The organism is Hwanghaeella sp. LZ110, from assembly GCF_048892525.1.
In the GTDB taxonomy this organism is placed as follows: domain Bacteria; phylum Pseudomonadota; class Alphaproteobacteria; order UBA8366; family Aestuariispiraceae; genus Pacificispira.
The window spans coordinates 229,978-253,414 of sequence record NZ_JBLZHT010000003.1; the positions used below are offsets into that span (position 1 = coordinate 229,978).

Sequence of the window (23,437 nt, forward strand, 5' to 3'; positions counted from 1 at the left end):
GCGATTACCAGCAATACCAGACAAAACAAGAATGCCCCGCACCAGGGTTCCGGTGCAAGTGAAACCCTGTTAAGGGACTTGGATTATCGTGCGCGCAGCAAAAAGGCCGGGACCTGCTCTGTCTTACCAAAAGGTTGATCAGAGATATCCGGCAGCGGATCTTCATTCGCCTCTACGCCCGGATTGCGGGACCGCCCACGACCACCCTGGCGGTTTGAGGTCGAGTCAGATTTCGACTGACTTTCCTTCGCCGGACGGTCATTGCCCGAACGGTCATTATTTGAGCGCCCCTGACGTGGAGACTCGGACGCATCGTCAGATTTTGCCCGGCTTCGTCCTCGTTGGCCACGGGTGCGGCTGGGGGCTTTGTCTTCGGGTTGATCCTGCGAGGCTGGATCCTGGGCACCTGAATTCTGGGCGCCTGTATCTTGATTACCGGCATCATCGTTGGACGATGCACTCTGCGACGACTCTGTCTGTTCGTCGGAGGCACGCTTGCTGCGTGATCTGGACCGGCGTTTGGGGCGGTCTTGTGATGGTGCATCATCTTGCTGTTCGGGGGATGCTTTTGTCTCGTCGACAGGTGCATCGCTGCCCAACGCTTCCGTGACCTCAGTCACAACCGGAATTTTCTTACCGATCAGCTTTTCAATACCACCGACAAGGCGCATTTCCGATTCTGTCGCCAGTGTAATTGAAATGCCGGATCGTCCTGCACGGCCCGTGCGACCGATGCGATGGACATAATCCTCCGAATGGGTTGGGACGTCATAATTGAAGACGTGGCTGACGCTTGGGATGTCCAGGCCTCGGGCGGCGACATCGGAACAGACCAGAACCTGGATTTCGTTGTTCTTGAATTTCTCAAGCCATTCCAGGCGCTTGTACTGATCCATATCGCCATGCAATGCGCCAGATGAAATCCCAGCCTCTTCCAGGGCGCGATACAGGGTCGCGACATCACGCTTGCGGTTACAGAAAACCAGCGCGTTGGAAATGGTTTTATCCTGCAACAGGCGATACAGAACCTTGCGTTTCTGGCGGCCATCCACTTTCAGCAGGCGTTGTTCGATTGTGTCTGCGGTGCTGGCCGGGGCGGATACGGTGATTTCTTTTGGATTGCTTTGGAATTTAGAGGCCAGCTTGCGAATTTCCGGCGGCATGGTCGCGGAAAACATCAAGGTCTGGCGTAGCGGCGGCATCAGGGATACCAGCTTTTCCACATCAGGAATAAAGCCCATATCCAGCATCCGGTCGCCTTCGTCGATGACCAGAATTTTCACGTCGGTCAGGATTACCTTGCCGCGTTCGCAATGGTCCATCAGGCGGCCCGGGGTTGCGATCAGAACGTCAACGCCGCGGTTGATCTTGGCTTCCTGTTCACTGAACGATACGCCACCAATCAGCAGGGCCATGTTTAGTTTGCAGTATTTGCCATAGGTTTCAAAATTATCCGCAACCTGTGCCGCCAGTTCGCGCGTCGGTTCCAGAATAACCGTGCGTGGCATCCGGGCGCGGCCGCGGCCCTGGCTTAGAATATCAATCATTGGCAGTGTGAAGGAAGCCGTCTTGCCAGTTCCCGTCTGGGCACAACCCAGAATGTCCCGATTCATCAAGACATACGGAATTGCCTTTTCCTGGATCGGCGTCGGATGTTCATATCCTGCATCGGCAATGGCCCGCAGGAGTGCATCACTTAAACCTAAATCTGCAAATGTTGTTGTCATGCTTTCCTTCTTCGTCGGCCCTCAAAAAGGCCGGGATTTCTGCGCTTTCGATTGCCGCGGACTATAGGCCTCATGCTTACCCTGTCAATCTATGCCGACATCAGGAGGCCGCAATTACCCGGCGAGTTGCCCAACTGTTGCCGGAAGGCTACGTTTTCACCAATATTTGGGCCTTTTGGGAACAGGAGTGACGAAAATGCTGATGAAACGAGAACGCGCGTCGCTGTGCGTCATAGACATTCAGGAACGGTTGCTACCCGTAATGCATCAGGGCGACCATGTGCTGAACGCCAGTTTGAAGCTGATCGAAGCCGCGCGGCGTCTCTCAATCCCAGTTTTGTGCAGCGAACAATATCCAAAAGGACTGGGTCCTTCCGTTGCGCCCCTTGCAGCGGCCCTGACAGAGGTGGAGATTTTCGCCAAGACCCATTTCTCCTGTGCCGATGAACCGCTGATAACGGAGGCCTTAAGCCGGTCGCGGCGGCGTCAGCTGGTGCTGTGCGGGGTTGAAGCGCATGTCTGCGTCCTGCAATCCGCCCTGGGCTTTCAAGCCGCCGGATATGAAGTCTTCGTTGTCGGTGACGCCATATCCAGCAGGTCGCCCGACAGTGTTCAGGCAGCAAAGGCCAGGCTATTGCAGGCCGGTATTTCTGTCGTCACCTTGGAAATGGTGGTGTTCGAGTGGCTGGGCCAGGCCGGAACACCAGAATTCAAGGACCTCCGTGGATTGATTTCCTAACTGCCAATCATCTGCTGGCAATTGAAATCGCACCGATCCCGTCCTTCTGGATTAACAGGCAGAAGCATGCGCGTTGCGAATGCAAAGGCATCTTCAAAGGCCTTGTCCCCCGGCTTTGCGCCCGCAGGAATTGTCACCCAGACATCGCTATACGGTTTGCCATAGCGGCAATAGGCCAGCAGGGCGGTATTGGGATCGCCTTTCGCACTGGAAACGGCGGTTCCGTCACACAACTTAAAGGCCAGGGCATCCGGGGCGGGCTGAAACAACACCGCAGCATGATGATCCTTGTCCCAGTTTTCCACTGTTCTGGCGTAAAAGCGCAGGGGCGGGCCTTCATTGTGTTGATCCATCGCAGAGGCCACAGATTGGCCTAAATCTGGCGAGGACATACCCGCAAAACTGCCGATTGTCTCAACGCTGACCCCGGTCTCGTAATGCTTGGCGATGATTTCCTGTTGGCGATACAGCGCGGCATAGCTTTGTTTGTAAACCGTGGCCCCGGTTCCTGCGCAAGACGCTAGAATCATAGCAGCACAGAGAAGTGAGACAGTGCGGGAGGTCAGACGAATCACATCGATTTCCTTTCGGATTGAGCCCCCCAACAGAATAACGATCTGGGCGGTCGAATGGATCACGTCAAGGGCAGGGTGCTGTCAAATCCCCGATCAGACATCCAGATCATCGATAAAGCGGGCGTGATCCTGGATATATTGGAAGCGTAATTCCGGCTTTTTCCCCATCAGGGTTTCCACCAACCGCGCGGTGCGGCGGCTTTCCTCCAATTCGTCTTCCCGGCTGCGATCTGGCAATTGAACGCGCAGCAGGGTGCGACGCGCCGGGTCCATTGTGGTTTCCCGCAATTGCGCCGGGGGCATTTCGCCAAGACCCTTAAAGCGGCTGATATCGACCTTGGAATTCGGTTTGAATTCAGATTTCAGCAGCGCGTCTTTCGACACGTCATCCATGGCATAAACCGACTTCCCGCCCTGGGTCAGACGATATAGCGGCGGTTGCGCCAGGAACAAGCGCCCGGATTCGATCAACCCCGCCATTTCGCGATAGAAGAATGTCATCAACAAAGAGGCGATATGTGCGCCGTCGACATCGGCATCGGTCATGATCACGACCCGTTCATAGCGCAGCTTGTCCAACTGGAAATCCGCCCGCGTGCCACAGCCCAGCGCCTGGATGATATCTTTAAGTTCCTGATTCTGCTTTAACTTATCCGCAGAGGCGGAGGCGACGTTCAGGATCTTGCCCTTCATTGGCAGGATCGCCTGGGTCTTGCGATCCCGGGCCTGTTTCGCACTGCCGCCCGCGCTATCGCCCTCAACCAGGAAGATTTCCGTGCCTTCAGCACTTTCAGAGGAGCAATCGGCCAGTTTGCCCGGCAGGCGCAATTTGCGGGTCGGGGTTTTGCGGCGCTGTTCCTTCTGGGCCTTGCGCTTCTGGCGCTCATCCACCCGCTCCAGAATCCGCTCCAGCAGGTCATTGGCAGAGGCGGGATCTTCCGCCAGCCAATGGTCAAAACGATCCTTCAGCGCCGGTTCCACCATCTTACCGGCATCGGCGGAGACCAGTTTTTCCTTGGTCTGACCCTGGAATTGCGGATCGGGGATAAAGACTGACAGCATGATGCTGGCTTCGCCCGTGATATCATCGCCGGTGATCTGTGTGGCGCGCTTGTTGCCAACCAATTCGCCATAGGCCCGCAATGATTTCGCCAGGGCAGAACGCATCGCGCTTTCATGGGTGCCGCCCTGGGGCGTTGGCACGGTGTTGCAATAGGTGTGGCAGAAGCCGTCGCCATCGGCGGGCCAATGCATCGCCCATTCCATCTGGCCGACGCCATCGCTGGCCTTCCAGGCACCGGCAAAGGCGCGCGGTGTTATGGTGACCCGGTCGCCCAGCGTATAGGTCAGATAGTCCTTCAAGCCACCAGGGAAATGCAGGACACCTTTTTGTGGAACCTCTGATCCTTCCCGCAACATGGAGGCGGGGCAGGACCAGCGAATCTCCACCCCTTTGAACAGATACGCTTTGGACCGCGCCATGCGATAAAGCTGTTCCGGTTCAAAGTGGATCTTGGTGCCGAAAATCTCTGTATCCGGGGTAAAGGTGATCGTCGTGCCGCGCCGGTTCTGCGCATCGCCAACCTTTTCCAGCTTGCCCAAAGGCAGGCCGCGGCTGAAGGACTGGCGATAGACAACGCGGTCCCTGGCAACTTCAACCATCAAGCTTTGAGACAGGGCATTTACGACAGAAACACCAACCCCGTGCAGTCCGCCCGATGTGGCATAGACCTTGCCGGAAAACTTACCCCCGGAATGCAGCGTGGTCAGGATGACTTCCAGCGCGGATTTGTCTTTGTATTTCGGATGCGGATCAATCGGAATGCCACGCCCGTTATCCCGGACCGTGCAGGACCCGTCTTCGGACAGTTCCAATTCGATCCGGCTGGCGTGACCGGCCACAGCTTCGTCCATGGAATTGTCCAGGACTTCGGCGACCAGATGGTGATAGGCGCGCTCGTCCGTGCCCCCGATATACATGCCGGGGCGGCGGCGCACAGGCTCCAATCCCTCAAGAACTTCAATGTCCTTGGCGGAATAGTCGTCTTGCTGCTTAACAGTGCTTTGGAATAGGTCGCTCATAGTGTCATTATACGGGCTGGACGGGCGCTCGCAAGCTTATAGAGTGTAGCGAATGGCATTTAACCACAAGATATAGGATTTGACAGAGATGACCACTGATTCCAAGGCGACTCCGCGCGGTGAATTGCAGATTCGCACAATCGCTATGCCCGCTGATACAAACCCTGCGGGCGATATTTTCGGGGGCTGGGTCCTGTCTCAGATGGATGTCGCTGGGGGCATCGCCGCGCGGGACTGCGCCAAGGGACGCGTGGTCACGGTCGCTGTCGATACGATGACCTTTTACTTGCCGGTCTTTGTTGGCGATGTCGTGTGTTGTTACACGAGCATTCTAAAGAAAGGCCGGACGTCCATTTCGGTCAATATTCAAACATGGGCCTTGCGCAGCGAAACCATGGAACGGGTGTTGGTGACGGAGGGGACTTATACTTATGTGTCCATCGGCAGTGACCGCAAACCCCGCCCGATGTCGGAATAGGCCGGTGTTCGTTTTGGCCTATACCCACATATGCTGGTCCTAGGCTGGTTGCAGGTCTTCGACAGTCTCCGTCTTTGGGTCTGGCCCGAATCTGTTGGGGCCTTCCGTACCGTTAAGGCAGAACAGGACCAACAGCGCGAGCCCGCCCAGAATTGGAATAAAGATCAGAAGATACCACCATCCGCGGCGATCTGTGTCATGCAGTCGACGGACGGAGACGGCAAGTGTTGGGATAAAAAGACCGAGCGAGAATATGACGTAAAACAGGCCGACACTGTACTGATAGTCATAGGTACCAACCACCATATCGAAAATCGTTACGATAATAGTGGCAACCATAAAACAAAGATAATACAGCCAGAATTCTTTACGGCGGGCGCGGCCTGAAAAATCTGCGTATTTCTTCAGTGGTTGAAGTGCGTAATTCATGGTTTTGTCCTCCCCAATGCCATGGTGTTCTGATGCTACATTGTTTATCTTTAAAAGATCAACAATGATTGTATTTTATTCATATTCACTATTTTTAAAACAGGTGGGGTTCAGAATTAAGGTTAGAGAAATGCCGAGATCCTAACCAAAACTGTAATAATTCATAAATACCACCTTTTCGCGTTTTTTTGATATAATCACAGTGAAAACGACAGCGAATGGGGTGGGCCATGCCGTTTTATCATCCTTTGAAAACCATGAACCAGGTGGATCGTCGACGTACAATTGCGGGGATTGAGCGTTTGCGCGCTGCATTGGATGCCAATATTCCAGAACGCACAGATTCCCGAACGCTGATTCTGGGCACCTGGAATTTGCGCAATTTCGACGACAATCGCTTTGGCAATGGCTATCGGACTCTGGAGGATTTCACCTATATCGCCGAAATCTGCGCCCGGTTCGATGTCATTGCGCTGCAGGAGATATGCGACGACTTGCAGCCATTGAAGGAACTGATGCGGTTGCTGGGGCATTGGTATGATTACATCATCACCGATGTGACCGAAGGCACGGGGGGCAATGGGGAGCGGTTGGGATTCGTCTATGACACCCGTAAAGTTCAATTCAAGGGCGTGGCGGGGGAGATTGTCCTGCCGGACTCGCAATTGATCAAGGATGGGGAGCGCACGCTGCAATTTTCCCGCACCCCCTTTATGTGTGCATTCCAGGCCGGATGGTTCAAATTTGAATTCGCAACGGTTCATATCTACTTCGGCAATGATTCCGGACAGAAGTACCGACGCCGGGTTTCGGAAATTGATGGCATCGCCAAGTTCCTGAAGAAGCGGGCCAAGGCATCGGATTCAAACTATATTCTGGTCGGTGATTTTAACATCAAGGCAGCGGGCAGCGATGGCTTCAACGCACTGGAGAAAAATGGGTTTACGGTCGCTCTTAATCACAAGGGCAGCACCAAGGATCAGACAAAATTCTATGATCAGATTTCCTTTCTGACGCGCAAGGACGAATTACGCCCCGCAAATCCAGATCATTTTCATGATGTTTTTCAATTCTTTGACTGCATTTTTAGGGAAGAAGATTTCCCGGCGCATCGTGCACGAGTCAAAGAGACCATTCGCGATAAACTGGCAGGTTTCGCGGAAGAGCAAGCGGAGGCACAGGGGAAGTTGGATGCGGGTGAGTTGTCATCTGCGGCAACCACACGCTGGCAGAAAAAACTGCAGACGGCACAGGATAATATCGCAATGTGGAGCGCTCGCCTCGACAGTGATACCGATCTCAAGGACTATTATATGGATGATTGGCGCACCTTCCACGCCAGCGATCACTTGCCTTTATGGGTTGAATTGGAAATCGACTTCAGCGATGCCTATCTGGAAAAATTGAAAGAGTAAGGGGAGAGCGTTCGCCAAACAGGCTGCTTTTTTTACGTGGGGTCCTGGTCTAGGGTTTCTGGCAAGAAACCGGAGGACCCCCATGCCCCAACCCTTGAAAATGACAAGCGCCCAGATGGTTGCCGACGCCAAGGCCCGCATTCGGGAGATCGATGCGCCCGAAGCGATTGAAATGGCACAGCGCGATGACGTGGTGATTGTCGATCTGCGCGACCCCAGAGAGCGGGAGCGGATTGGATATATTGAAAATGCCTTCCATTGCCCGCGCGGCATGGTGGAATTCTGGGTCGATCCCGACAGCCCTTATTTCAAGCCGATCTTTGGGGAGGATAAGACGTTTATCTTCCACTGCGCGTCCGGCTGGCGGTCTGCGATCACGGTCGCGACCTTGCAGGATATGGGCATTGAAAATGTCGCCCATATCACTGATGGCTTCACATCTTGGATTGACGCCGGCGGCCCTATTGTGGGTCCGAAGCCCAAAGAGGGATAAGCCTCACCCTGCCTTCTTTTGAGAGGCCTTGTTCAGGTAGGGGGCCAGATAGGTCCCGGTGTGGGAGCGGGCGACCTTGATGATTTCTTCCGGGGTGCCCTGGGCGACGATTTCGCCGCCGCGGGTGCCGCCATCGGGGCCCAGATCAATGATCCAATCGGCGCATTTGATGACTTCCAGATTGTGTTCGATCACCACGATTGTATTGCCGCTGTCGACCAGGGTTTGCAGCACTTCCAACAGTTTGCGCACATCATGGAAATGCAGACCCGTGGTGGGCTCGTCCAGCACATACAGGGTGCGGCCCGTGGCTTTTTTGGAGAGTTCCTTGGCCAGTTTGACCCGCTGCGCCTCGCCGCCCGACAGTGTGGTCGCCTGTTGTCCGACCTTGATATAGCCCAGCCCCACGCGCTGTAGCGTGATCAGCTTGTCGCGGATGGCGGGGACGGCCTTAAAGAAATCCGCGCCCTCATCAACGGTCATGTCCAACACATCGGCAATCGACTTGTCGCGATATTTGATTTCCAGCGTCTCGCGGTTATAGCGATGGCCGTGGCATTGATCGCATTGCACATACACATCGGGCAGGAAGTGCATTTCGATCTTGATCATGCCATCGCCCTGACAGGCCTCACAGCGGCCGCCCTTGACGTTGAAGCTGAACCGGCCGGGCTGATAGCCCCGCGCCTTGGCTTCTGGCAGGCCGGAGAACCAATCCCGAATGGGGGAGAAGGCCCCGGTATAGGTCGCCGGGTTGGATCGCGGCGTGCGCCCGATGGGCGATTGGTCGATATCGATGATCTTGTCCAGGAACTGCGTGCCCTCGATCTTGTCATGCAGGCCGGGATGCGCCCGCGCCCCCATCAGGCTGCGCGCCAGGGCCCGCTGCATGGTCTCGATGATCAGGGTGGATTTGCCAGACCCGCTGACCCCGGTCACCACAGTCATGGTGCCCAGCGGGATCGTCGCGTCGACGGTTTGCAGATTGTTTTCCCGCGCGCCAAAGATCTTCAGGAACTGATTCTTGTGTCCCTTGCGGCGCGCCTTGGGGATCGCGATTTCCTGCGCCCCGGTCAGATATTGCGCGGTCAGGCTATTGGGATTGGCCAGCACTTCCTGAGGGGTCCCGGCAGCCACAACATGGCCGCCATGGATGCCCGCGCCGGGACCCATATCGACAAGATAGTCGGCAGCGCGAATGGCGTCTTCGTCGTGTTCCACAACGATCACGGTATTACCCAGGTCCCGCAGGCGCCTCAGCGTCTCCAGCAAGCGATCATTGTCCCGCTGGTGCAGGCCGATGGAGGGTTCGTCCAGCACATACAAAACGCCTGTCAGGCCCGACCCGATTTGCGAGGCCAGTCGGATGCGCTGACTTTCCCCGCCGCTCAATGTGCCGGAATTCCGGCTGAGCGCCAGATAGTCCAGGCCGACATTGTTCAGGAATCCCAATCGCTCATTAATCTCTTTCAGGATGCGATAGGCGATTTCTTTCTGCTTCTCGCTTAGTTGCTCGTTGAGGGCGGAAAACCAGGTTCCAGCCTCAGCAATCGACATTTGAGAGACTTCGCCGATATGACAGCCGCCGACCTTCACGGCCAGGGCTTCTGCCTTCAGGCGATAGCCGTTACAGGCCGGGCAGGGGGTGACAGCCTGATACTTTGCCAGTTCTTCCCGGGACCAGCTGGATTCTGTTTCCCGAAAGCGACGTTCCATATTCGGGATAACGCCTTCGAACGGCTTGGTGGTCTTGTAAGAGCGCAGGCCGTCGTCGTACCTAAACTCGATTTCCTCGTCGCCGCTGCCATGCAGGATGCAGGTCGCAACCTTCTCATCCAATTCCCCAAAGGGCGTTTTCAGGGAGGCGTTGTAGTGCCGTACAATGGCTTCCAGTGTCTGCTTGTAATAGGGGGAAGTCGAGGTGGACCAGGGCGCAATGGCGCCTTGCCAAAGAGATTTCGTCTTGTCGGGCACGATCAGTTCAACATCAAATTCCATATCCGTGCCCAGACCGTCACAAGTCGGGCAGGCACCGAAGGGATTGTTGAAGCTGAACAGACGCGGCTCAATCTCCTCAATCGTAAAGCCGGAGACGGGGCAGGCGAATTTGGCTGAAAAGATCACCTGGTCGCCATCATCGGCATTTTCTGCGAACAGCAATCCATCTGAAATCTGCAAGGCAGTCTCTATCGAATCGGCCAAGCGCGATTGCAGGTCATCGCGCACCACAACGCGGTCCACGACCACATCAATCGTATGCTTCAGCTTTTTGTCCAGAGCGGGGACTTCTTCGATCTCATAGAATTTGCCATCGACTTTCACGCGCTGGAAGCCGCGCTTCTGCAATTCAGCGAATTCCTTGCGGTATTCTCCTTTGCGCCCGCGCACCAGCGGGGCCAGCAGATACAGCCGCTTGCCGTCGCCCATATCCATGATGCGATCCACCATCTGGCTGACCGTCTGGCTTTCAATCGGCAGGCCTGTTGCCGGGGAATAGGGGATACCCACCCGCGCCCAGAGAAGGCGCATATAGTCATAAATCTCGGTTACGGTGCCGACGGTGGAACGCGGGTTTTTCGAAGTTGTCTTTTGTTCAATGGAGATTGCTGGCGACAGCCCTTCGATCAGATCCACGTCCGGCTTCTGCATCATTTCCAGAAATTGCCGCGCATAGGCAGACAGGCTTTCGACATAGCGGCGCTGACCATCGGCATAGATCGTATCAAAGGCCAGCGAGGATTTTCCAGACCCGCTGAGCCCCGTGATCACCACCAGTTTGTCCCGGGGCAGGTCGACATCCACATTCTTTAGATTGTGCTCACGTGCGCCGCGCACGGAAATTGTCGTATTGGACATGGAACCCCGCTGTTGGATTTTCATCGTCGGAAGAGAGGGAATATAGGCTGCCCAAGGGGGAACTTCGAGTCTTGATCTGCGGATGATGGAAATTACTTGCTGCAGCGCGGCATTGTTCCGGGGTGACCAAAATTTTTCGACAAAGGGGATGCTATTTCAGCGATCCTATGGTCATCTAGGTACAGAGTTTGGTGAAAAGTTTTCGTGAAGGAGAGAGCAATGAAGGGTCACCCAGCCGTCATTGAGCATTTGAACAAGATTTTGAAGAATGAGCTGACTGCGATCAATCAGTATTTCCTGCACGCCCGCATGCTGAAAGACTGGGGCTTCAAGCGCCTGGCCGAAACGGTATATGAAGAGTCCATCGGCGAGATGAAGCACGCGGACTTGATTGTCGAACGTGTGCTGTTGCTGGATGGCCTGCCCAATCTGCAGGATCTGGGACGCTTAAGGATCGGTCAGACGGTACCGGAAATGCTGGAAAGTGATCTGGGACTGGAAACGACGAATCAGACCGAATTGAAGGCTGCCATTGTCGTGTGCGAGGAAAACCAGGATTATGTATCCCGGATCATTTTCAGCAAAATCCTGGATGACACCGAAGAACATATCGACTGGTTGGAAACTCAACAGCATCTGATCAATCAGACCGGTCTGCAGAATTATCTTCAGGAACAGATGTTCGATAACTCCTGAACGGGTTCTGGTCTAAGCGTCAGGGTATCAGTGTTTTGAAGGCGACTTCTCAGGAAGGGCACGCGGGGCTTTCGCGCGCTGTGTTTTCGTGTCCGCCTGTTCAGAATGGGCATTGTCTTTGGTCAGTCGTTCCGCCAAGGAGACCCATTTGCTCATGGATTTGACCAGAAACATCTGATTACTCCGCCGCGACCGGCATGCGTGATTTACAACGGTGATCGAAAATCATTTCTTCTATGGTTTCTACGCATTGACCGCATTGCGGCGCGACGCCCAGAGCCTCATAAACGGCGTCCGGATCGCAATGACCATCATTGATGGCCTTGGATACGCATTTGTCACCGATCGCGTTGCACACACACACAAACATAATCCGTCCTTTCACACATCGCGTATTAGAAAGATGATGATGTTAAGAATGATTGTCAATCGCATTTTTTAGAATATTTTCTGTTTCAGCCATTCAAAAGCAGCGTTTCAATTGGCTCCATAGACCTGCCCGCGCGTATGACGGGGAGTGGAGGTCCCATTCTCATCCTGAGGAGGCGCTGCATATGCGTGCTTCCAGCGGGCTCCCCCTTCGAGACGCTGCGCTCCTCAGGGTGAGGGTGCATTTGTTGATACATCGTCACCCCGGACCTGATCCGGGGTCCAGGGCGGCAGGCGCGATTGGTGTTTGTGGCTCAGGGTACCCGCCTGCGCGGGTGTGACGAGATGGTAAAGATTAACCGCAAAGAGCGCAGAGAAGGCGCGAAGGACGCTGAGGGGATGGTGCGTTATGGCGTTGCACGTCTGACCTTCAGCTTCGTTCTCATCCTGAGGAGGCGCGATAGCGCCGTCTCGAAGGATGCGCTGTAAGTGCGGTGGTTACAGTGGGCTCACCCTTCGAGACGCTGCGCTCCTCAGGGTGAGGGCGCGTTTGTTGACACATCGTCACCCCGGACGTGATCCGGGGTCCAGGGCGGCAGGCGCGATTTCTGCGTGTGGCCCTGGATATCCGCCTACGCGGGTGTGACGAGATGGTAAAGATTAACCGCAAAGAGCGCAGAGAAGGCGCGAAGGACGCTGAGGGGATGGTGCGTTATGGCGTTGCACGTCTGACCTTCCGCTTCGTTCTCATCCTGAGGAGGCGCGGTAGCGCCGTCTCGAAGGAGGGGCTGTAAGTGGGGTGCTTCCAGCGGGCTCCCCCTTCGAGACGCTACGCTCCTCAGGGTGAGGGTACATTTGTTGACACATCGTCACCCCGGACGTGGTCCGGGCTCCAGGGCGGCAGGCGCGATTTCTGCGTGTGGCCCTGGATATCCGCCTACGCGGGTGTGACGAGATGGTAAAGATTAACCGCAAAGAGCGCAGAGAAGGCGCGAAGGACGCTGAGGGGATGGTGCGTTATGGCGTTGCACGTCTGACCTTCCGCTTCGTTCTCATCCTGAGGAGGCGCGATAGCGCCGTCTCGAAGGAGGGGCTGTAAGTCCGGTGCTTCCAGCGGGCTCCCCCTTCGAGACGCTGCGCTCCTCAGGGTGAGGGTACATTTGTTGACACATCGTCACCCCGGACCTGATCCGGGGTCCAGGGCGGCAGGCGCGATTGGTGCGTGTGGCCCTGGATAACCACCTGTGCGGGGGTGACGGGGATGTTTTGGGTGTTTCCGGTACAGCCGGCTATAGGGGGCTCACCCCGCCAGATAATCCCCAATGCGATCAATGGCCTTTAGGATGTTTTCCTTTGAATTGGCATAGGAGACACGCAGATAGCCCTCTCCGTAGGCGCCAAAGCTGGTGCCGGCGATGGTTGCGACATGGGCCTGTTCGATCAGGTCGTTCTGCATCTGCTTGGCGGATTTTCCGGTCTTGCTGATATTGGGGAAGGCATAGAAGGCACCGCCCGGCTCGATACAGCTGACGCCGGGCAGGTCATTCAGGGCGTCGACGGTGGCGCGGCGGCGCGCGTCAAAGGCCTGAACCATTGCGATGGCGGCATCCTGTGGGCCATCCAGGGCGGCGATGCAGGCATATTGGGTGGCGGCATTGACACAGGAATGGTCATTGATCGCCAATCGCGTCGCCTTTTCTGCCAAAGCCTCCGGCCAGACAGCAAATCCGGCGCGCCAACCGGTCATGGCATAGGTCTTGGACCAGCCGTCCAGCATGATCGCCCTGTCTGCCATTTCCGGATAGGTCAGGATAGAGCGGTGCTGACGCCCGTCATACAGCATGCAGGAATAAATCTCGTCCGACATGATCGCGACAGTGGGATGATCCGCCAGACCCGCGACCAGCTTGTCCATCTCCTCAACCGGTGTGACGCCGCCTGTCGGGTTGGCGGGGCTGTTGATGATGATCAGGCGGGTGCGCGGCGTGATCAGGGACAGCAATTCCTCTGCGGAGAAGGCAAAGCCATTCTCCTCCCTCAGCGGCAGCGGCACGGCCTTTGCCCCGGTGAAATCAATGGCGGAGCGATAAATCGGAAAACCGGGATCGGGATAGATGATTTCCGCCCCAGGCTCGCCAAACATCAGCATGGCGAAAAACATCGTCACCTTGCCACCGGGCACGACAACGATTCGCGCCGGATCGATCTCCACGCCATGGCGGCGGTGCAGATCGCGGCTGACAGCCTCTCTCAGCGGTGGGATGCCATTGGCGGGCGTATAGCCATGATGCCCGTCGCGCAGTGCCTTGATCCCGGCTTCGACGATATGGGGCGGCGTGGGGAAGTCCGGCTGGCCGATCCCCAGATTGATCATATCCGCGCCCTGGGCCGCCAGGGCATTGGCTTTCGCCAGAACATCAAAGGCGGTTTCGGTGCCAAGACGGCTCATTCCGGAAGCAAGGGTCAGCATGGCAGGCTCTTTCATGAAAGGATGATGACAGTTTGTGGCAAACCATAAGCCCGCATCGCTTGACGGGAAAGGGGGGAACACGTAAAAGCGACGCCGTTACGAGGGTTCGGTGCATCCGCATACGAATTTTCACGGTGGTGGCTGTAGTTCAGCTGGTTAGAATGCCGGATTGTGATTCCGGAGGTCGTGGGTTCAAGCCCCATCAGCCACCCCATTTTTCCTTTTCCCTCAGAGACTCAGCTATCCTGATTATCAATGCCACGTTTGGCATTCGGGAAGGGAAACCATGCTTAAGACAATCCGATGCCTGTCCAACAATAACTATGCGCCGTTCGCCTCTGTTGAGACGATGCAGATTGATATTGCCGATGCATTGCGGGCGCGAGACGTGTTGGTGACGGAGCATCTGCATAGTGAATTTCCCAATCCGGCGCTGTTTAAGGGGCAATTGTCGGATCTGGCCCTGTTCAAGGGGCGGAAGTTTCTGTTGGATACCAATCTGAGCCAGAACCACAATACCGCGGGCCAGTCGATCTATGATGCCTGGTCACTGCCCCGGTTTTCCTTCCTGACCGATTCGCCCCTGCGGAAACTGGCGGAGTTGAAGCAGTTTCCCAATCTGGGGCTGATCGGCGTGGTGGATGATGATTTTCATGACATCCTGACCGCCTTTGACGCGCCGGGCCAGGGCAGCGTTTTCTTTCCCCATGCTGGGCCCGCCCCGCTGCAGGACCAGCCGGACTGGAGCGACCGGGTGATTGATGTCCTGATCGTCGGCAATGTGTCGTCCCCCCATACGACGGCCAGTTGGCTGAAGGCGGCATCCGGCGGCGATGCGGCGGTTAAGGGGGTGCTGGACAAGGCATTGGAGCGCTGTCGCACCGGCACGGAAAGCCTGTGGTCGGTGGTTGGGCTGGAATGTCAGGCAGCCGGGCTGGACCTGTCGCGGGAGCGTCGCGCGGCGCTGGTTCTGGAATTGGAGACACAGTTGATCGCCGGGCGGCGGCGCGATCTGCTGGCCGCCATCACCCACAAGAATGTGCATTACTGTGGTGAGGTTCAGCCCGGTGCGGATTTGAAGATGGGCGCGAATGTCACAGTCCACGGAAAGGTGCCATTCCTGGATATCCTGGATTTCATGCGGGCGGCCAAGGTTGTGATCGATGTCAGCCCCAGTTTCCGCAATGGCGCGCATGAGCGGGTGTTCTATGCTCAAAGCCGGGGGTCCTATATCCTGACAGAGCCGTCCCGTTTTCTGGCGGCGGAGGTCGAGCAGGATCTGGGGATCGGCTTTATGCCCTATGACAGCGGCCAGATTGATGCGGCGCTGTCTGCGATATTCGACCGGGGCGCTGAGGAGATGGACACAATCCGCCATCGCGCGTTGCCGCATTATGCGGCGACCCATACATGGCGACAACGGGTGGATAGGATGCTGGAGTCTCTGGGCAAGTCGTTTTGGGGTGCATAAGGGGACTAGCCCTTGCGCAGCTGTCTGATTTGGAAGCGACAGGGCAGCAATGCCTCAGCCGTCGCGGCGGGCAGGGGGCTGATCCGGCCGTCCAACAGCGCGGTTAAGTGGTCTGCCAGCAGAAATGCCGCCTGAAACCCGCGGGAGCCAAGACCTGTCAGCGTATAGAGTCCTGGCAGATAGTGTGCGGGGTCCATTCGACTGGGCGGTTTTCCCTGCCTCAGCCCACCATATAAGGCCTCAAAGGCGGTGATATCCTGTACTGGCCCACAGAGCGGCAGGTGATCCACCGTATCACAGCGCAATCCGGTCCAGGGGGTCAGCGTCTTATCCTCAATGCTGGGCAGCAGCGTGCCCAATCGCTGCTGCAATGCTGTTGTCTGCGCCGGGTCAATGGCAACCGGACCCAGGCTTTGCATGCCCTGCATTGTTGATCCGGCGGTCAGGCGTCCGTCTGGCTCAATGGCTGTGACATACCCATCGGCCATCACGGCGCATCCCGGTTGGCTCTGACTATCGGCAGTGAACAATTGCCCCGATCCGATGCGCAGGCCAAACCCATCTTGAAGATCGGGCAGCAATGGTACTGCACCAGGGCCACAGGCCAGAATGACGGTATCTGGCCGGCAGACCGTGTCGCCATTGGTATCACTCAACCGCCACTGGTCTTCGTGTCGCGCGATCCGGGCGATATCGGCCCGCAAGGTTGGCGGGGGGGTAAGGGCGCGGCACAGGGCCTGTGGATCGATGGTTCCGGCTTTTGGGACATACAGGCCACCTGGGCAGGGACGTCCCAGAAGATCGCTGGCTTGGTTACTTGAAACGGGCCGAAGATCATCCAGCGGCCAGTTCAGATGCTGCAGCAACTGGTCCTGCTGATCTTTCAGGGTGTCCGACCCCGCAGGCATCACAACGCCACGGGGGCCCTTCCAGATATCGCCGTCCAGCCCGTCCAGGACGCGGATGGCATCCAGAAAGGCCTGACGCCAGAAAACCGGGAAGGGTTGATCGCCGCGCACCAGCTTTGGGGAGATCACGGCGCGGGGCAGACGGCTGGCGGCATAATCACGGCTGTTCATTCCGCCAATATGGATTGGATCGCGCCCGGCGAGGCGCAAGGCGCGCACCATCGCACAGCCAGCAATGCCATCCCCGATCACAGCCATGCGCGCCTGTTTGGGAACCGGCGGCGGCAGCACATACCAGGGGTCAGATACGGGGCCCTGTTTCGGGGTTTGGGACAGCCGTGCGGACAGGCAGTGGCGTTTGCGCCCGAAGCCGGGTCTCTTTTCAACCTGAAATCCAACCGTACGCAGGCCGTGCTTTACAATGCCAGCCGCACTGAATGTGGCAAGCCGTGCACCCGGTGCACTTAATCGCGCGATGTGGTCAAAGACTTCCGGTCGCCACATATCTGGATTCTTTGCCGGGGCGAAACCATCCAGAAACCATGCATCAGCCTGAAATTGATGCTGTTGGAATTGCTGTGCGACATCGCCGATCAGCAATAATAGGCGCACACGACCGGCAGCGAAGGTCAGCCTGTGCGCGCCGGGCAGGGCGCCTGGCCATTGGTGCTGCAGGGCCGCGGCACGGCTTGCATGCTGGGGAAAGGTTGCATGGGCGCGGGCCAAATCCGCGCGGGGCATGGGAAAGGCTTCGACGGAGACGAAATCAAGCGTTGATCCGGGTGGGGCTGTATTTTCCCACACGGCCCAGGCTTCCAGAAAGTTCAATCCGGTGCCAAAACCCGTTTCCGCTGCGGTCAGCTTTGGCTTTTGGCACAGGGTTTCGAAACCCGTGCCATTCAGAAAGGTATGTTGAACCTCTCCACAGGGATCATCGGCGGAAAAGTACAGATCATCAAAACGGCTGGCATAGGGCGTGCCGTCCCGCCAATCGATTGCTGAAAGGGGGGAAGGTTCAGACTGTGATGGAGGTCCGGCTGTCGTCATTGTCTGGATGATATGCCCAGCCAAAGGCGTTCAGGCAAAAAAAAACGACGCTACGATCTTCTGCCTACACTTAATCTCATCGGCATCGGTCGTTGCGTCGCCAGTGTGCTCTCGCCCAATGGGGTTCGGGGGAGAGCGGTTGGTCGATGGCCCAGTAGTATCGCTTGGGTGTTACAAGTTTCTGACTCTGCGATGTTTTTTGCGTGACGATCAGTGTGGGCCTTATTTGGGACTGTGATCTTCTTTGATCAGCACCGTAGGCAATGTCTGTTTGATCAACTCATCATACTGTGCTGTCAGGTTCGAGGACGTGCGGGGCAGAGTGCCCATCACCTGCACCAGCAGGTTCGATCCCTCACAGACGATCATGTTGAAGGTCAATGCATCATCCTGTTCCACCGGCTCATAGGGCTTTCCCTGGCAGGCCGATATCCCGGAATAGCCCGTGGGCATGTCGTTCAAGATCAGGATGCGGGTATCCGTGCTGTCCCAGGGCAGGGCATCCCCACCGCCGTGAAAACGCAAGGTCGGGTCTTTTTGCGCTAACATATCCGAAACGGCTTGGGCGAGGGCCTGGTCGCTGCGCAAGGGCGCAGCAAAGGCATAAACAGGAACGCTATTGCCCGCTCGTGCGACCGATTGCAGCGGGGCATAGCTGCCGGTGGTGCTGGCATAGATTACAACGGTTTTCGGGACGGTCTGGTCACAGGCCGCCAAAAACAACGCCACCAGCGTCAGGAAGGCGAGACGAGGGCGGGTAAATCGCATGATCGTTTTTCTTTCCTGAAATTCTGTATCACGTAAATTAAAGTAAGGGTCGCGTCGAAAGGATTTCAATACCTCCCTAATTGCGTAAGACTATACCAATGACAGATATGGATACCTTACTGACGATTTTGCCGGACTCGCTGGACGCTGATGCCTGGCGCAAATGCTGCCTTTTGGGCGTGGGGGAGATGGCGCAGGCGGATCGTCTGGCAATCGATGGCGGGATACCGGGATATGATTTAATGCGCGCGGCCGGGGGGGCGGTTATGCGCACTATCGTTGATCGATATGATCCCGGCACTGTCGCCGTCCTGTGTGGACCGGGAAATAATGGGGGGGATGGCTTTGTCGTTGCGTCCTTGCTGGCAGATCGCGGCTGGACGGTGCGCGTGGGGCTGTTGGGGGACAGGGACGCCCTGACAGGCGATGCAGCCCTGGCGGCAGCGGATTATGCCGGGCCCTGTCAAGCATTGGGCCCAGATATTCTGACGGATGCGACCCTGGTGGTTGATGCGGTATTTGGTGCTGGTCTTAATCGTGACATTGACGGTGTGGCAGCTGCTACACTGGCGGCGATTGGTGACGTGCCGGTCATTGCCATTGATATGCCCAGCGGCGTTTCCGGCGATAGCGGTGAAATACGATCCGGGGGATTGGCACAGGCAACGGCCACAATTTCATTCTTTCGGGGAAAGGCGGGGCATTGGCTGCTGCCCGGCCGCGTGGCCTGTGGAGACTTTGTGATCGCTGATATCGGTATTCCAGACACTGTTCTGGATAAGGTTGATCCGAAGCTGGCGCTCAATCATCCGTCCCTATGGGCCCGGGCGCTGCCGCGCGTATCGCCGACATCCCATAAATACAATCGTGGCCATGTTCTGGTTACAGGTGGTGCGGAATTGCTGGGCGCGGCGTTTCTGGCAACCCGCGCGGCACAACGCGCCGGGGCCGGTATTGTCACGGTCGCAGCGCCCGTTCAGCAGGGGCCGCTGTATCGCCTTGCCCTGGAAAGTGCCGTCATTCGGTCCGTCAAGGATACCCGTGCTTTCATAGAATTGCTGGAAGATCCGCGTATTGGATGTACCGTGATTGGGCCGGGCCTGGGGGTGATAGCCGCAGGGTCGCATGAAAAGGTTCTGGCTGTGTTAAGGGATGGTCGTCCCGTGATTATTGATGCGGATGCGCTGGTTCTTTTCGAATCTTCTCCTCAGACCTTGTTTGATGCGATTAGGGGTCCGGTACTGCTGACGCCTCATGAAGGGGAGTTCCGGCGATTGTTCCCAGACCTTGCTGATGTTCCCAACAAACTGGATCGGGCGCGGCGTGCGGCAGAACGGTCAGGGGCGACGGTTCTGCTAAAGGGCTATGACACGGTCATTGCGGACCCGGCAGGCTATGCCGTGATCAACGGAAATGCGCCCGCCGGTCTTGCAACAGCGGGGGCCGGGGATGTTCTGGCAGGCACTATTGCGGCATTTGTTGCCGGCGGCATGTCGGTCTTTGCCGCGGCCTGTGCCGGGACTTATGTTCATGCGGCTGCTGCTGCTGCCTTTGGGCCAGGACTGATTGCCAGCGATCTGCCCTGCCTGTTACCAGCTGCGATTGAAAAGGTTCGTTCGCAGACAGTCATTTAGTAACAATTGTCTCGAATTTAATTTAGTTACGTTTTGTAAAGGATTGACCTATATCATGTTTTTGATGAAAAACTATCCAGGGGCGTTTCGCTGAGACTTTTTCGGGTTTTCGGCGAGTTTTTTGAGAGGTTGGAACATGTTTTTTCGGAAAGCTGTTTCACAGGATCGTGTCGCGGTTGGGCGGTCCTTTTTTCGACGCCTGAACAACAGAGCCGTCGAAACTGCGGAAGTTTTGGGAATTGCCTCTGATGGCTTTGGAATTCCGCATGTGCGCTATGAACTGACCGTGGAACATACACAGTCCCACGCAGTGTATCCTGCTGGTACAAAGGTTCTTTCGCTTGCCACTTTTAATGAAACATACTCGCAAAGCGTCGCCTGAACGGACCAATTCCACAGATTAGTGCGACTTTACTGGAATTGACGCTTTGACGCGGGGTACCGCGTTTGCTATGACGCGCGCGCTTCGGCAACGGTCGGAGCGCGCGATCCGTTTTCGGAAAGAACGGTCCGAGCAGTGCGGGCGTGGCGAAATTGGTAGACGCGCCAGATTTAGGTTCTGGTAGGGCAACCTGTGGGGGTTCGAGTCCCTTCGCCCGCACCACCGACCCTAAAAGGTCAGGCGCTTGGATCATTTCGTCGGGTATGTATCGCGATTTCATAAACACAAATTGAGCCGGGGCCCAATCTCCCATGCAGGTAGTCGAAACAAAGAACGAAGGTCTGAGCCGCGAATTCACCATCACGGTCGCCGCGGATGAACTCGATCAAAAGGTCGAAACGAAGCTAATCGAGGTCGGGCAGACTGTAAAAATGCCAGGCTTTCGCCCGGGCAAAGTGCCCATGAAGATCTTGCGTCAGCGGTTCGGTCAATCCGTGCTGGGCGAGATTCTGGAAGGCACTGTTTCTGAAAGCAGCCAGGCTGTCTTGACGGAACGCTCGCTGAAGCCAGCCATGCAGCCGAAGATCGAAATCTCAAGCTTCGATCCAGGGTCTGATCTGGTCTATACGATGGCTGTGGATGTTATGCCGGAAATTGAGCCGGTTGATTTCTCTACGCTTTCTCTGACGCGCTATAAACCGGAGATCACGGACGAAGAAGTCAATAACGCCATGGATGAACTGGCGCGCAACAATCGTGCGACCCAGAAGATCGAAAAAGACCGCAAGACCCAGTCGGGCGATGTCGTGATCATGAATTTCAAGGGCTTTGTCGACGGCGAAGCATTTGAAGGCGGTGAAGCAACCGATTTCCGTCTGGAACTGGGCAGCGGTCAATTCATCCCGGGGTTTGAAGATCAGTTGATCGGTCAAAAGGCCGGTGAGGACCTGACGGTCAACGTATCCTTCCCTGAAGAGTATGGCGCGGCGAATCTGGCGGGCAAAGCCGCTGTGTTCGAATGCAAGATCAACGAAATCCACGAATATACCGATCGCGTTCTGGACGATGAATTCGCCAAGGAACTGGGTCTGGAATCACTGGATGATCTGCGCGGTCAGATGCGCAGCCGGATTGAAGGCGAATATGCGGAACTGGCCCGTGCCAAGACCAAGCGCGAATTGCTGGATATCCTGTTTGAAAAGCATGACTTTGAAGTGCCGGAAGGCATGGTGACAGGCGAATTTGACCAGATCTGGACGCAATTCACCAAGGCCAAGGAAGAAGGCAATATCGACGAGGAAGATAAGGAAAAGGACGAAGAAGTCCTGAAATCCGAATATCGCGATATCGCCAAACGGCGCGTGCTTCTGGGACTGTTGTTGAGCCATGTCGGCGACACGGCCAAGGTCGAAGTCACCCAGGAAGAACTGCAACAGGCGGTGTTCCGTCAGGCCCAGCGGTATCCGGGTCAGGAACGCGAAGTGTTCGAATACTTCACCAAATCGCCGGAAATGATGAACAGCCTGCGGGCGCCGATCTTTGAAGAAAAGACGGTGGATTACATTTTGGAACTGGCGACAGTGAAGGATGTGTCCCTGCCGGTCGAGCAGTTGCTGGAGTCTGATGACGACAGCACAGATGGTGCAGAGGGTAAGAAAGCCAAGAAAACGGCAAAGAAATCTTCCGCGAAAAAGGCCGCCTCCAAGAAGGCCGCGGCGAAGAAATCTGCTGACTAAAACCTGCCGTTCAATGCGGTGAGTGCAGCGCCCCGGATGCCAGATACGCGTCCGGGGCGTTTGTTTCCGCATCGCCCGGTGCAGATTTCCATAGACGGGGGCTTTACATCCCGGCCTGAGCCATTAACTCTGAGGCTCGCAATCGTCACGGGGACGATGCGATGCCTCTGAATCCTGGTCACAGTCGGTGACCGTTGGATTTCACGAAAATAGCTTTAGGGAGCAGTGAGTATTACCATGCGCGATCCGGTCGATCTTTACATGAACACGCTGGTGCCGATGGTGGTTGAGCAGACCAACCGCGGTGAACGCGCCTATGACATTTATTCGCGCCTGTTGAAGGAGCGTATTATCTTTCTGACAGGGGGCATTGATGATCATGTCGCCAGCCTCCTGTGCGCTCAGTTGTTGTTCCTTGAGTCAGAAAGTCCCGCCAAGGACATTTCCTTCTATATCAATTCACCAGGCGGCGTCGTGACATCTGCGATGTCTGTCTATGATACCATGCAGTATATCCGCTGTGACGTTTCAACCGTATGTCTGGGACAGGCCTGTTCCGCCGGGTCGTTGTTGCTGACGGCCGGGCAGGCGGGCAAGCGTTTCTCGCTGCCATACAGCCGAATCATGGTGCACCAGCCATCCGGTGGTGCCCAGGGGCAGGCAACAGATATCGAAATTCAGGCGCGGGAAATCCTGCGCATGCGGGAAACCCTGAACGGAATCTACGTTCATCATACCGGTCGCAGTCTGAAAGAAATTGAAGCCGCAATGGACCGTGATAAGTTTATGAGCGCGGAAGAGGCAAAGAGCTTTGGCTTGATTGATGAAGTCGTCAATGAACGCCCTTTGCCGGAAGGTGATTCTGATAAGTAAGCCCGATTCTCCTCAGGGGGCCGATATTCGACCCTCTGAGGGATTTTCGCATGAATTTGGCTGATGAACAGGGATGCAGGCCGTTTATACCCTAGTATCAGGGTGTTAATAGGTGCTTTCATCATTGTGGTCACACGTTTGATCCGCCTGTGTATGACAGAATCGCGACACACCTAAGGGAATCCGTGATTTTCCGTTTGAGGGGGTGGGTCGCTAGGTCTACGATACGGTTTGGATACGAGGTCAGTGGGACGCATTGACGGTATGCATGACTGAAAAGATCGGCAAG

At 56.2% G+C, this 23,437-nt stretch carries 19 protein-coding genes and 2 tRNA genes; 12 read left to right on the top strand and 9 right to left on the bottom strand.

The genetic code is table 11. The features are described from left to right. Positions 1-83: 83 nt before the first annotated feature. Positions 84-1,727, bottom strand: a complete 1,644-nt coding sequence (locus ACOSDM_RS07290) for a DEAD/DEAH box helicase (protein ID WP_420723843.1) — start codon at positions 1,725-1,727, stop codon at positions 84-86. A gap of 196 nt (positions 1,728-1,923) precedes the next feature. Between ACOSDM_RS07290 and ACOSDM_RS07295 the strand changes: the two genes are divergently transcribed. Then, the gene (locus tag ACOSDM_RS07295; protein WP_420723844.1) at positions 1,924-2,466 is read left to right on the top strand and encodes a hydrolase; all 543 of its coding nucleotides are present in this window, start codon (positions 1,924-1,926) and stop codon (positions 2,464-2,466) included. On the opposite strand, the gene ACOSDM_RS07300 is transcribed toward ACOSDM_RS07295, so the two are convergent. Both ACOSDM_RS07300 and parE read right to left on the bottom strand, forming a co-directional pair. Continuing rightward, positions 2,463-3,041: a hypothetical protein gene (locus ACOSDM_RS07300; RefSeq protein ID WP_420723845.1), complete on the bottom strand. Its 579-nt coding sequence runs from the start codon at positions 3,039-3,041 to the stop codon at positions 2,463-2,465. The genes ACOSDM_RS07295 and ACOSDM_RS07300 overlap by 4 nt on opposite strands. Before the next feature lie 93 nt (positions 3,042-3,134). Then, positions 3,135-5,123 (bottom strand): DNA topoisomerase IV subunit B, encoded by a 1,989-nt coding sequence (gene parE, locus ACOSDM_RS07305; RefSeq protein ID WP_420723846.1) that lies wholly within the window; start codon positions 5,121-5,123, stop codon positions 3,135-3,137. Positions 5,124-5,211: 88 nt separating this feature from the next. Here parE and ACOSDM_RS07310 point away from each other — a divergent pair, with 88 nt between their 5' ends. Continuing rightward, entirely contained in the window at positions 5,212-5,601 is a 390-nt protein-coding gene (locus ACOSDM_RS07310; protein WP_420723847.1) for an acyl-CoA thioesterase, read from the top strand. 39 nt (positions 5,602-5,640) lie between these two features. On the opposite strand, the gene ACOSDM_RS07315 is transcribed toward ACOSDM_RS07310, so the two are convergent. Continuing rightward, positions 5,641-6,030, bottom strand: coding sequence for a DUF805 domain-containing protein (locus tag ACOSDM_RS07315; protein WP_420723848.1), 390 nt, complete (start codon positions 6,028-6,030; stop codon positions 5,641-5,643). A gap of 230 nt (positions 6,031-6,260) precedes the next feature. On the opposite strand from ACOSDM_RS07315, the gene ACOSDM_RS07320 reads away from it, so the two are divergent. Both ACOSDM_RS07320 and ACOSDM_RS07325 read left to right on the top strand, forming a co-directional pair. After that, a complete protein-coding gene (locus ACOSDM_RS07320; RefSeq protein WP_420723849.1) occupies positions 6,261-7,445 on the top strand; it encodes an endonuclease/exonuclease/phosphatase family protein in 1,185 nt (394 codons plus the stop codon). An 82-nt stretch (positions 7,446-7,527) separates the two neighbouring features. Next, positions 7,528-7,938 carry a rhodanese-like domain-containing protein gene (locus ACOSDM_RS07325; RefSeq protein ID WP_420723850.1) on the top strand — a complete coding sequence of 137 codons (411 nt, stop codon included), beginning with the start codon at positions 7,528-7,530 and terminating at the stop codon, positions 7,936-7,938. Between the two features lie 3 nt (positions 7,939-7,941). On the opposite strand, the gene uvrA is transcribed toward ACOSDM_RS07325, so the two are convergent. Next, entirely contained in the window at positions 7,942-10,794 is a 2,853-nt protein-coding gene (uvrA, locus tag ACOSDM_RS07330) for an excinuclease ABC subunit UvrA (RefSeq protein WP_420723851.1), read from the bottom strand. A 219-nt stretch (positions 10,795-11,013) separates the two neighbouring features. Here uvrA and bfr point away from each other — a divergent pair, with 219 nt between their 5' ends. Next, positions 11,014-11,490, top strand: a complete 477-nt coding sequence (gene bfr, locus ACOSDM_RS07335; protein WP_420723852.1) for a bacterioferritin — start codon at positions 11,014-11,016, stop codon at positions 11,488-11,490. Between the two features lie 178 nt (positions 11,491-11,668). On the opposite strand, the gene ACOSDM_RS07340 is transcribed toward bfr, so the two are convergent. Beyond that, on the bottom strand, positions 11,669-11,860 hold the full coding sequence (locus tag ACOSDM_RS07340) for a (2Fe-2S)-binding protein (protein ID WP_420723853.1): 192 nt from the start codon (positions 11,858-11,860) through the stop codon (positions 11,669-11,671). A gap of 1,299 nt (positions 11,861-13,159) precedes the next feature. Continuing rightward, on the bottom strand, positions 13,160-14,329 hold the full coding sequence (locus tag ACOSDM_RS07345) for a pyridoxal phosphate-dependent aminotransferase (protein WP_420723854.1): 1,170 nt from the start codon (positions 14,327-14,329) through the stop codon (positions 13,160-13,162). Positions 14,330-14,466: 137 nt separating this feature from the next. On the opposite strand from ACOSDM_RS07345, the gene ACOSDM_RS07350 reads away from it, so the two are divergent. Continuing rightward, positions 14,467-14,543 (top strand) — tRNA-His (locus ACOSDM_RS07350). Between the two features lie 72 nt (positions 14,544-14,615). Beyond that, positions 14,616-15,800 (top strand): glycosyltransferase family protein, encoded by a 1,185-nt coding sequence (locus tag ACOSDM_RS07355; RefSeq protein WP_420723855.1) that lies wholly within the window; start codon positions 14,616-14,618, stop codon positions 15,798-15,800. A 5-nt stretch (positions 15,801-15,805) separates the two neighbouring features. Here ACOSDM_RS07355 and mnmD read toward each other — a convergent pair whose 3' ends face one another. Next, the gene (mnmD, locus tag ACOSDM_RS07360; protein WP_420723856.1) at positions 15,806-17,755 is read right to left on the bottom strand and encodes a tRNA (5-methylaminomethyl-2-thiouridine)(34)-methyltransferase MnmD; all 1,950 of its coding nucleotides are present in this window, start codon (positions 17,753-17,755) and stop codon (positions 15,806-15,808) included. 222 nt (positions 17,756-17,977) lie between these two features. Further along, the gene (locus ACOSDM_RS07365) at positions 17,978-18,523 is read right to left on the bottom strand and encodes a hypothetical protein (RefSeq protein ID WP_420723857.1); all 546 of its coding nucleotides are present in this window, start codon (positions 18,521-18,523) and stop codon (positions 17,978-17,980) included. A gap of 98 nt (positions 18,524-18,621) precedes the next feature. Here ACOSDM_RS07365 and ACOSDM_RS07370 point away from each other — a divergent pair, with 98 nt between their 5' ends. The 5 genes from ACOSDM_RS07370 (at position 18,622) to clpP (ending at position 23,148) form a co-directional block, all read left to right on the top strand. Next, a complete protein-coding gene (locus tag ACOSDM_RS07370) occupies positions 18,622-20,157 on the top strand; it encodes an NAD(P)H-hydrate dehydratase (protein WP_420723858.1) in 1,536 nt (511 codons plus the stop codon). A 136-nt stretch (positions 20,158-20,293) separates the two neighbouring features. Further along, positions 20,294-20,539 (top strand): hypothetical protein, encoded by a 246-nt coding sequence (locus ACOSDM_RS07375; RefSeq protein WP_420723859.1) that lies wholly within the window; start codon positions 20,294-20,296, stop codon positions 20,537-20,539. Positions 20,540-20,676: 137 nt separating this feature from the next. Beyond that, a tRNA-Leu gene (locus ACOSDM_RS07380) sits at positions 20,677-20,761 on the top strand. An 89-nt stretch (positions 20,762-20,850) separates the two neighbouring features. Beyond that, complete coding sequence (tig, locus tag ACOSDM_RS07385) at positions 20,851-22,275, top strand: trigger factor (RefSeq protein ID WP_420723860.1); 1,425 nt, start codon at positions 20,851-20,853, stop codon at positions 22,273-22,275. Between the two features lie 231 nt (positions 22,276-22,506). Beyond that, on the top strand, positions 22,507-23,148 hold the full coding sequence (clpP, locus tag ACOSDM_RS07390) for an ATP-dependent Clp endopeptidase proteolytic subunit ClpP (protein WP_420724110.1): 642 nt from the start codon (positions 22,507-22,509) through the stop codon (positions 23,146-23,148). Positions 23,149-23,437: the final 289 nt, after the last annotated feature.